At 36.2% G+C, this 11,235-nt stretch carries 7 protein-coding genes; all 7 read right to left on the bottom strand.

Annotated features, from left to right (window positions below; all coding sequences use genetic code 11):
* On the bottom strand, positions 1-1,452 hold a 1,452-nt coding region (locus GX687_02865; GenBank protein ID HHX96390.1), incomplete at its 3' end, for a glucose-6-phosphate isomerase.
* A 10-nt stretch (positions 1,453-1,462) separates the two neighbouring features.
* Positions 1,463-2,926: a 4-alpha-glucanotransferase gene (gene malQ / locus GX687_02860; GenBank protein HHX96389.1), complete on the bottom strand. Its 1,464-nt coding sequence runs from the start codon at positions 2,924-2,926 to the stop codon at positions 1,463-1,465.
* A gap of 15 nt (positions 2,927-2,941) precedes the next feature.
* The gene (locus GX687_02855) at positions 2,942-4,861 is read right to left on the bottom strand and encodes an alpha-glycosidase (protein HHX96388.1); all 1,920 of its coding nucleotides are present in this window, start codon (positions 4,859-4,861) and stop codon (positions 2,942-2,944) included.
* 26 nt (positions 4,862-4,887) lie between these two features.
* Positions 4,888-6,327 (bottom strand): glycogen synthase GlgA, encoded by a 1,440-nt coding sequence (gene glgA / locus GX687_02850; GenBank protein ID HHX96387.1) that lies wholly within the window; start codon positions 6,325-6,327, stop codon positions 4,888-4,890.
* Positions 6,328-6,332: 5 nt separating this feature from the next.
* Positions 6,333-7,463 (bottom strand): glucose-1-phosphate adenylyltransferase subunit GlgD, encoded by a 1,131-nt coding sequence (gene glgD, locus GX687_02845; GenBank protein ID HHX96386.1) that lies wholly within the window; start codon positions 7,461-7,463, stop codon positions 6,333-6,335.
* 45 nt (positions 7,464-7,508) lie between these two features.
* Complete coding sequence (locus GX687_02840; protein ID HHX96385.1) at positions 7,509-8,729, bottom strand: glucose-1-phosphate adenylyltransferase; 1,221 nt, start codon at positions 8,727-8,729, stop codon at positions 7,509-7,511.
* Positions 8,730-8,750: 21 nt separating this feature from the next.
* A complete protein-coding gene (locus GX687_02835; protein ID HHX96384.1) occupies positions 8,751-11,186 on the bottom strand; it encodes a glycogen/starch/alpha-glucan phosphorylase in 2,436 nt (811 codons plus the stop codon).
* Positions 11,187-11,235: the final 49 nt, after the last annotated feature.

Raw genomic sequence — 11,235 nt, 5'->3', positions numbered from 1 at the left:
TAAATTCGCGGCGATTTCCTGTGGACTATATTTTCCTTGATGAGTCCGTAAAAATTGTAATACTTTTTTTTGTAAAGTGACATATTGGTGTGCACTTTTTTTACCTAATTCCACACCAGGCTGATCATAAGCATTAAGATTTAACAAATAAGCATATAAGCCCACCACCCTTTCCCAAAGGGCAACCAAAACTCCCAAACTATAAGGTGTTAGTTCTTTTAAGCTGAGAGTTAAAGATTCTCTGCCTTTTTGTAAAAGTGCTTGACGAGTACCTTCCAAAAAAGCCTTAAGATAATCACCACAAGTGAGGTCCTCTTCAATAAAAAGTGGCTGATATTCACTTTGAATTACTTCCAAAAAAACAACAAAAAAATCATCTTTGCCTTCAAGCAGTTGCTGGACATAGGCGTGCTGATCTGTAGAACCTTTATTTCCATAAACAGTTAAACCCTGATTAACCGTTTGACCTGTTAAATCCTTTTCTTTACCTAATGATTCCATGACTAATTGCTGTAAATAACGGGGGAGAGTTTGCAAACGATCCCGGTAAGGTAAAACCACCATATTCCTCTTTTGTTTTTTCTCCACAGCATAATACCACATTAGAGCCATTATGGCTGCGGGATTTTGACTAATATCAGTCCTGCGAGTTACCAAATCACAATCACGGGCCCCTTTTAAAAGGTCCTCACCATCCACTGCTGATAAAAAGGCCGGTAAAAGTCCCACCGCAGAAGTAAGTGAGGTGCGCCCACCAACCCAATCCCAGATATGAAAACAGGCCAACCATTTTTCCTCAAGTGCTTGTTTTTCTAATTTACTTCCTGGACCAGTAATTGCCACCACTTGTCCGGCAAAATCTAAGCTTTGCTCAGCAAAGAAATTCCTTACCACCATAAGACCATTTCTAGTCTCTATTGTACCACCACTTTTAGAAATAACAATAACCAAGGTTTCCCGCAGATAATCCTTTAACTTAGTTAAAAGGGAAATCATAGTTTCCGGATCAGTATTATCTAAAAAATAAGGTTGAAGTCCTTGTTGGGGAAAGACATCAGTGATTAATTGTGGTCCCAAAGCCGAGCCCCCAATACCAATTAACAAAAAGCGGCTAAAAATATGGCCAGTAGGAGAAAGCACCTCACCTGTTCTAATAGCCTGGGCAAACTTTTTTACTTGTAAATAAGTTTGTTCAATAGCCTTTGTCATTTCCAATTGGGGAGCTAAGGCGGGATTTCTCAGCCAATAATGTCCCACCTGACGTTTTTCACTGGGATTAGCCAAGGCCCCATTTTCCAATTCTCGCATTTGTACCAGGGCCTTTTTAATTTTATTTTCCATTTCCGCAAAATATTTTGATGAAAAAGCAAAACAACTATAATCTAAACTTAAACCTAAACTTTCATCCTTAAATAAATATTTTTGATATCTTTCCCAATTATAATTTTCCATCACTGATCACCTAACGATTATATTTTTGTTGTAAAACACGTACCCTTTTAGCTATTTTTGGCTTTAAGTCCCTTTTTTGAAAACGCCACAACCAATTTCCACCAATAGTACCGGGAATATTCATTCTAGCTTGAGTACCTAGTTCCAAAAGATCCTGCAAAGGAATAATTAACCAACGAGCTGGACTTTGATATAAAAGTTCGATAAATTCCCAAGGAGCCTTCTTTAACCATTCAGCTTGCTTACTAGCAGCTAATTGAGGTAAAATTTCTTTTTCATACCAACCCAAAAGGGTATCATTATCATGAGTCCCAGTGTAATAAAAACAGTATTCATCAGCTCGAGTTTGGGGATAATTCTCCCGATCAAGAAACTGTAAAACCTTCATTCCGGGAAAATTAAATTTATCCTTTAACTCCCGAACTTCAGAAGTAATAAACCCAAGGTCTTCAGCCATAAGCGGTAGTGCCCCCAAATATTTAAAAATAACATTAAAAAAATGTTCCCCAGGTCCTTTTACCCAACGACCATTTACCGCGGTTTTTTCCCAACCCCCAACTTCCCAATAGGCCTCAAAACCGCGAAAGTGATCTAATCTAATTATATCTACTAATTCCAACAATACTTTAAACCTTTCCCGCCACCAATAATAATCATCACCAGCCATTTCATCCCATTTATAAATCGGATTACCCCATAATTGACCAGTAGGACTAAAATAATCGGGCGGCACACCACCAACTTTTAAAGGATTACCTGCCTCGTCTAATTCAAAAAGATGAGAAAAAACCCATGCATCACTACTATCATAGGAAACATAAAGAGGTATATCGCCAATAATTTTAAGACCACGTTCATTGGCATATTTTTTTAACGCTAACCACTGCTCAAAAAAGACATATTGTAAAAAACAGTGATATTCAATCTTGTCTTTTAATTTTTCACTCCAAAATTTAAGTGCCAAAGGCTCACGAAAAGCCAAACTAGGATCCCAATAATTCCAAGGTTGATAGGCAAAGCGTTCTTTTAAAGCCATAAATAAAGCATAATCCTTCAACCAAAAAGCGTGCTTTTCTTTAAATTCCAAATAATCCGGGCTTTGTAAACCTTTAACTTTAAACCGAACATAAGCCTTCTGTAGTACCTTTTCTTTAAATTGTCGTACTAAGGGATAATTCACCACTCTATCGGGAAATTCTACTGTTTTAGTTAAATCCTTACGTGCTAATAGACCTTTTTTTCTAAGATCACTTAAACTAATTAACAAGGGATTACCGGCAAAAGCGGAAAATGCCTGATATGGTGATTCCCCATAACCTACGGGATTTAGGGGTAAAATTTGCCATAAACGGAAACCGCCTTTTTTTAGAAAGTTAACAAAATGACGTGCTTCCGCTCCAATTTCCCCGATACCAAATTTCCCTGGTAAGGAAGTAGGATGAAGCAGTACACCACCAGCCCGTTCCAACTGCATATTTTTCCCTCCCTACTATTTTTTAAGAAATACCTTGCCCTCTAGGGGTTGTAAAGTAATGGTTAAAACTTTAGCCTTTCTTGGTCGTTTTTTGGGGGCAGGAAAAATCTCTTGCCATTCACCAGCAATATCCCCGGTTAATTCCAGAGCCATTTTCCGTTTAGCTGTGGGATGACGATTCAAGACTATAAATAGGGATTCACCTTGATAAGTTCTTAAAAAAGAATAGACATCTCCTTCAGCCCATAATGTACGCCAGGAGCCTTTGCGTAAAGCTATAAACCTATTACGCAAAGCAATTACTTGACGATAATGTGCTAATAAATCACGATCTTCGCGTCCCCAAGGAAAAGGACCGCGATTAAAGGGATCAGCATAACCTTCCATCCCCACTTCATCACCATAATAAATAGCCGGCACTCCGGGAAAAGTCATTTGCAAGAGTACTAATAATTGCAAGCGATTTAAAGCCAATCGCCGTTGACGGGGATTTAAACGATAATTTTCCCGTTCTCGTTCACTTAAAGTATGTTCAGGTGGTGCCTCACCTAAAAGAGTTAAAATACGCGGCACATCATGACTGCCGATTAAATTCATAACACTATAGAAATGGTGCCGCGGATAATTTTCATATAAATTCATTAAACGGTGTTGTAAAGTTAAAGCCGTTTCATCACCTAAAATAAATTTTAAAACCATATCCCGAAAAGGATAATTCATCACCGAATCTAATTCTTCACCCCATAAGTATTCTCTGTTTTCACCATAACTAATTTTATGGGAGGCATCCTCCCATACTTCACCTAATAAAACAGACTGAGGATCTACCTCTTTCATAACTTTTCGCATTTCCTTGATAAAGCGATCTGGTAATTCATCAGCTACATCCAAACGCCAACCAGAAGCCCCTTTTTTTAACCAGCGTTTGACCACACTATCCTCATCATATAACATAAAATCCAAATAAGTAGGTTCCAATTCATTCACATTAGGCAAAGTACCGATTCCCCACCAACTTTCATAATCATCTGGATAATGATGAAACCGATACCAACTGTAATAAGGGGAATTAGGAGATTGATAAGCACCTACCTCTGAATAATTACCTTCCCGATTAAAATAAATACTATCACTCCCTGTATGACTAAACACACCATCTAAAATGATACGAATTCCCATTTCCTTGGCCTGTGTACATAATTCCCTAAAAAGGGCCTCATCACCAAACATGGGATCAATTTTTTTATAATCACTAGTATCATATTTATGATTACTGGGAGATTCAAAAATAGGATTGAAATAAATTATACTGATCCCTAATTCTTTTAAATAAGGCAATTTTTTAATTACCCCTTTTAAATTACCCCCAAAGAAATTCCAACGGTGAATCGAACCATCAGGCTCCCGAATATAACAAGGGGTGTCATTCCAATGAGCGTGAAGTAGACAACCTTTTTTAGGATTTTCAATCTTACCCCCTTGCAGACCATTATGAAAGCGATCTACAAAAATTTGATAGATAATTCCCTCTTTAAACCAGTCGGGAACCGTAAAAGACTCGTGATAAACTGTAATTTGAAAAGCAGGGGGCACAGTATTACTTAAAACACCCAGCCCACCTAACCTTTGTTTATTATTGCCATAATAGCAAACGCGTTCTTGAGAAGTGATTACAAAATAGTACCAATGTAATCCCAATTGCTTAGTCCTAAGCTCTGTACAATAATAGGCAATGCCTTTTTCTATTTTTTCTAATTTCATTACCTGATCAATTGCTGCTTGTCGATTTATTTGTAATCGTAAAATAACCTTATCCACTTTCTTCTGGGCTTTAATTCCCAAACGCAAAATTACCTTTTGCCCGCGTCGAACAGCCCCAAAGGGGCTGCGATATACTTGTTTATGAGTATCATGTCTGATCCACTCACCACTCATTAATTTGTCATCCTTTTTTTAGAATTTTAAACAAGCTGATTTCGCAATCCTTCATAAAGGGCAATATATTCATCGGCAGATTTTTCCCAACTATAATTAACCCGAAAAGTATTTTTAAATAACTTATTCCACAAAGGTTTACGATTGTAATAAAAATCTAAAGCTCGTTTAATCGTATACAAAAAATCATGAGCATTAAAATTAGTGAAACTAAAACCATTTCCTTTACCAGTTTGTTCATTATAGGAAATGATGGTATCTTTTAAGCCACCTGTTTCCCGAACAATAGGCAATGCACCATATTTTAAAGCAATCAATTGACTTAAACCACAAGGTTCAAACAAAGAAGGCATTAAATATAGATCAGCACCAGCATAAATTTTACGAGCTAAAGGATCATTAAACATTAAAAGCAGCTTTATTTTTTGAGGGTGCCTTTCCGCAGCTTCCTTAAGGGCCTGTTCATAACCAGGCTCTCCAGTACCCAAAACAACCAACTGAACATCATTAGCCATTAATTCATCAATAATATAAATCAATAAGTCTAAACCCTTTTGACGAGTCAAGCGTGAAACCATGGCTAATAATGGCACCTTCTTAACCGGTAAGCCCAAATCTTCTTGAAGCTTAGCCTTGTTTTGTTCTTTTTTAACCGTCGAACTGCGATATTTTACATAAATATGGGGATCCCGCTCAGGACTATATTTTCGATAATCAATACCATTGATTATTCCCTGTAATTTCCCTTCATATTTACGTAAAATGCCATCTAGATTTTCACCATAATAAACTGTCTTAATTTCTTCGGCATAAGACTTACTTACCGTGGTAACTTGGTTAGCGTGAACAATTCCCGCTTTCATGAAATTAAGGTCACCGTAAAATTCAAGACCTTCATCACCGCGGAAACTATCATCCAAACCCAAAACATCACCAATAATTTCCATGGGGAAAACCCCCTGATATTTTAAATTATGAATCGTAAATACTGTTTTCAATTTGGCATAACGCGGATCATGCTCATAAAAAGCTTTTAAATATAAAGGAATTAATCCTGTATGCCAATCATGACAGTGTAAAATATCAGGCTTGAAGTCCAAATGAGGTAAACATTCTAAAACTCCACGGCAAAAATAGGAAAAACGTTCGGCCTCATCAAAATAACCATAAAACCCATCACGCTTAAAATATTTTTCATTGTCTAGAAAATAATAAGTGAGTCCCTCATGTTCCAGAACCTCTAATCCACCATATTCTTGACGCCAACTTACTGGAACAGTAAAAGTTTTTTTATGAACCATTTCTTTTTTATATTTTGCGGGAATATTACTGTATTTAGGCATAATAACACGAGCATCAACTTTTTTTTCTCCTAGGGCAATAGGTAAACTTTCAATCACATCACCTAAGCCACCTGTTTTGGCAAAAGGTGTACATTCGGTAGCAATAAATAATATTTTTAACATTTAACTTAAAAACCTCCTCCGATTTCTTGGTTTTTTTCTATAATTACAGGGCTGTCATTTTCACCACTTAATCTTGTGCCAGATTTAATCAAAACATTTTTGTCGATGACCACCCCATTTAAAACAACATCTTTTTCCACCTCTACATTGGGGAAAAGAACACTATTTTCCACTACTGCTCCGGGACCTATTTTTACCTTCCGGAATAGAATACTATTTTTCACTTCCCCTTCTATTAAGCAACCTGTAGTCGCAAAAGCATTTTTCACTTGAGAAGTTTCGTAAAATCTAGCTGGGGGTCCATCCTTAATTTTAGTACGAATCAAGCCCCGGCCCCAAAATAATTCACGCCAAACTTGTGGATTTAATAAATCCATTTGATGTTGATAAAGGCTTCTCCAAGAGTTGATTAATCCTAAGTAACCTTGATGAAGATAAGCATAAATTCTTTTTTCTTTTATCATTTTTGGTAAAAGATCACTAACAAAATCCCATTTATTTTCCCGAGCACATTGCTCTAATAATTCTAGCAAAAAGGACATTGATAAAACATACATATCCATGGAAACCAACGAATTTCTAACTGGGATACCGGAACTTACCGCAGTAATCCTCCCTGCCTTTTGTTTTTGCAGATAAACTCCACGGGCCACATCACTGGGTAAAAACCGATAATCATCACTACAAACGATAGTTAGATCAGCTTTTTTACGCTGATGTGCCTTGAATACCGCCTGTAAATCAAGATTACAAACAATATTACTACCAGTTAAAAAAACATATTCCTGGCAACTTTTTTCCAAATAATCACGATTTACATAAATATCTTCAAAATCCAGTCGGCGTTTGTTTTTAGCATTACCAGCCAAAGCAGCCGGCAAAATAAACAAACCATCACGTTTCCGGTCTAACCCCCACTCTTTCCCCGTTCCCAAATGATCCAAAAGAGACCTCATTTTTAAAGAAGTAATAATACCGATGTTATAGATACCAGCATTAGCCATATTGGACAAAGGGAAATCAACCAACCGATATTTCCCCCCAAAAGGAATTGCGGCCACACAACGATGTTTTGTAATTTCTTTAAAGGCGACCTCATCTTTAATATGGTGAATAATACCCATTACGTTTTTCATTTCTCTTACTCCCTATCATTCATAATGTTTTTTATCACCCTAGATTTAAGGGCTTTTGGCTAAATACTCAACATCCTCGGTTTGTTGGTCAGTTCGCTTTAGACGATATAATCTCCCTACCTGTGAATTTTCTTTTAGTTTTTGTTTGTCCTCAATTACCGTAATTCCATCTCCACCAATCACTGAATTTTTACCAATCACTACATTCTCTCCAATAATCGCTTTTTCAATTTTGACTCCAGAACAGATTTGTGCACCATACATAATAATGGAATCTTTAATCTGGGCACCTTTCTCCACGGAAACTGCCGGGAACAAAATAGAATGTTCAATTTCCCCATTAACATAACAGCCATCGGAAACCAAGGAATTCTTTAAATTTACACCAGGAGCAATATATTGAGGGGGCTGCATTAAAGGTGCCGAATAAATCCGCCATTGATTATCCCAATAATTTAGCAAATCGGGATCATCCAAAATATCCATACTTGCTTCCCAATAACTTTCTACAGTACCCACATCACGCCAATAACCCCGAAAAGCATAAGCAAATAACTTTACTTTTTCCTTAAGCATTTGCGGTATAACATTTTTACCAAAGTCATGATCAGATTTTGGGTCTTGAGCATCTTTTTGTAAGTATTTTTTTAATATCGGCCAATTGAAAATATAGACACCCATTGAAGCCAAATTACTTTTCGGTTGTGCCGGTTTTTCCTCAAATTCAATTATAAAGCCATCAACATCAGTATTCATAATGCCAAAACGCGAAGCATCCTCCCAGGGCACTTCAATAACGGAAATAGTCACTTCCGCTTGTTTGGCTTGATGTTCTTTAAGCATTAATGAATAATCCATTTTATAAATATGGTCACCGGAAATAATCAGAACATATTCGGGATTATATTTTTCTATAAACTTGAGATTCTGGTAAACAGAATCAGCTGTACCTTGATAAAACTCTCCACCTTTTTCACTCATATAAGGTGGTAAAATAGTTACCCCACCAGCCTTATCATAACAATAAGCTTGTAAATCCCAAGCACTGCCAATACCAATATAAGCATTAAGTACCTGTGGTTTATACTGGGTTAAAACTCCCACAGTATCAATTCCGGAATTAAGACAATTACTCATACTAAAATCAATTATTCTATATTTACCACCGAAAGGAACTGCAGGCTTGGCCAAATTTTTAGTTAACAAACGCAAACGACTACCCTGCCCACCGGCTAAAAGCATTGCTATGCATTCTTTTTTTATCATTGCTATCCACTCCTAAATATTTTAATGTTTTTTAATTACCGCCGGTTTTAAGTCCCAAATACCTGCTGAATATTCATTAATAGTACGATCACTAGAGAAAAAACCCGAATAAGCTGTATTAGTAATACACATACTTAACCATTTTTTTTGATCAGAATATAATTCTTGGATGCGTTTCTGTGCTTGTAAATAAGCTTTAAAATCTTTTAAAACAAAGAATTCATCATTATGGGTTAGTAAGTGATCATAAATAACTCGAAACTCCTCACAAGATTCACCCCAAAAACCATTAATCAATTGATCAAGGATCTTTTGCAGGATAGGGTCACTATTATATAAACTATAAGAATAGTAACCACCATATTTATAGTAATTTAATACCTCCTCAGCATTTAAACCAAAAAGGATAAAGTTTTCTGGCCCAACCCGTTCTAGAATTTCCACATTGGCTCCATCTAAAGTACCAATAATTACGGCACCATTCATCATAAATTTCATATTACCCGTGCCTGAAGCCTCTTTACTGGCTGTAGAAATTTGTTCACTGACATTAGCCGCGGGAATCAATAATTCCGCCTGGGAAACATTATAATTTTCCAAGAAAACAACTTTAATTTTGTCTTTAATCGTTTGATCATTATTAATAACCTCAGCCAAAGTATTAATCAATTTAATGGTTTGTTTAGCCAAATGATAACCCGGGGCTGCTTTACCGGCAAAAATAAAGGTACGAGGTGTAATTTCTTCTTGAGGATTTTCCAAAAGACGATTATATAAGTACATAATATGTAAGGCGTTTAACAACTGACGCTTATAAGCATGAATACGTTTAATGTGAATATCAAAAATGGAATGAGGATCTATTTGCCAACCATAATTTTTAGCTATAAAATCGGCTACCTTTACTTTATTAGCTAATTTTATTTTAGAAAATTTTCTCTGAAAAAAAGCATCATCTTTAAAATAAAGTAAATTAGTTAAGTCACTAGGATTATTTAACCAACCCGAACCAATAGTTTGAGTAACTAATTCCCCTAAACGCGGATTAGCCAATAATAACCAACGGCGATGAGTAATCCCATTAGTTTTATTGTTAAATTTAAGGGGATTTACTTCGTAATAATCACGCATTACTTGTTCTTTAAGAATTTCCGAATGTATTTTAGCTACCCCATTAACACTATAACTACCAACTATAGCCAAAGGAGCCATTCGTACATAACCATCACCTACAATGGCCATTTCACTAATCTTCTCCAAGGACAATCCCTTCTGTGCCAAATCACGACAATAACGCTCGTTAATTTCTTCTACGATCATAAAAATACGCGGCAATAGTTCTCTGAATAAATCAAGCGGCCATTTTTCCAAGGCTTCCGGCATAATAGTATGATTAGTATAAGAAACTGTTTGAGTAGTAATCTCCCAGGCTTCCTCCCAACCCATGCCTTCTTTATCCAAAAGAATACGCATTAACTCGGGAATCACTAAAGCTGGGTGAGTATCATTAATGTGTAGAGCTACCTTTTTAGAAAAATCATGTAAAGTTACATAACGCTTTTTATAGCGGCGCACAATACTTTGCAAACCTGCAGAAACGAAAAAATATTGTTGTTTCAGCCTTAGTTTACGCCCTTCATAATAACTGTCATCAGGATATAATACTTGAGATAACGATTCAGCTGAATATTTTCTTTCCACGGCCTTTAAATAATCACCTTTTTGAAAGGAAGAATAATCAAATTCAGTTTCCGGTGCTTCGGCACTCCATAAACGCAAAGTATTAACCAAACCATTTTTATAACCTACCACAGGTACATCATAAGGAATAGCTAAAGCTGTTTCATATTCTTCATGGATAAAAACAGTACGTCCTTCCACACAATTAACCCTTACTTTACCTCCAAATCTAACTTCCACGGCTTTATCAGGTCGGCGATATTCCCAAGCAAAACCATTTTTCAACCAATCATCAGCATATTCTACTTGTTCACCGTGTTCTATCTTTTGTTTAAATAAACCATAACGATATCTGATTCCACAACCATGTCCCGGTAAATTAAGAGAAGCCATCGAATCTAAAAAATCCGCCGCCAATCTACCCAAGCCCCCACTACCCAAACCAGCATCTGGTTCTTGGGCCACCAAATCTGCCAATTCGATACCCATTTCACTTAATCCCTCATCAACCAAGTCATAAATACCTAAATTAAGTAAATTACTGCTTAACAATTGACCTAATAAAAATTCAATCGAAAAATAATAAACTTCTTTAACTTGTTTAGTATGTTTATAATGCTTATTAGTTTGGTACCAATGTTTACTAATTTCTTCACTAACTAAACCGGCTAATGTTTTAAACTTTTCTAAAGTAGTACCTTCATTACATTCAACACCATATAATGTTTTAAATTTTTCTTGAAAGGCTTTTTTAAAGGTCTCTTTATTTTTGAACATCCAAACCCGTTGCCAAAACCTTATAAAACTCTATAAGTTCTGTTTGTTT

It is taken from the genome of Clostridia bacterium (genome assembly GCA_012841935.1).
Lineage (GTDB): Bacteria > Bacillota > Peptococcia > DRI-13 > DTU073 > DUTS01.
This window is presented reverse-complemented; position numbering and strand designations above follow the sequence as displayed.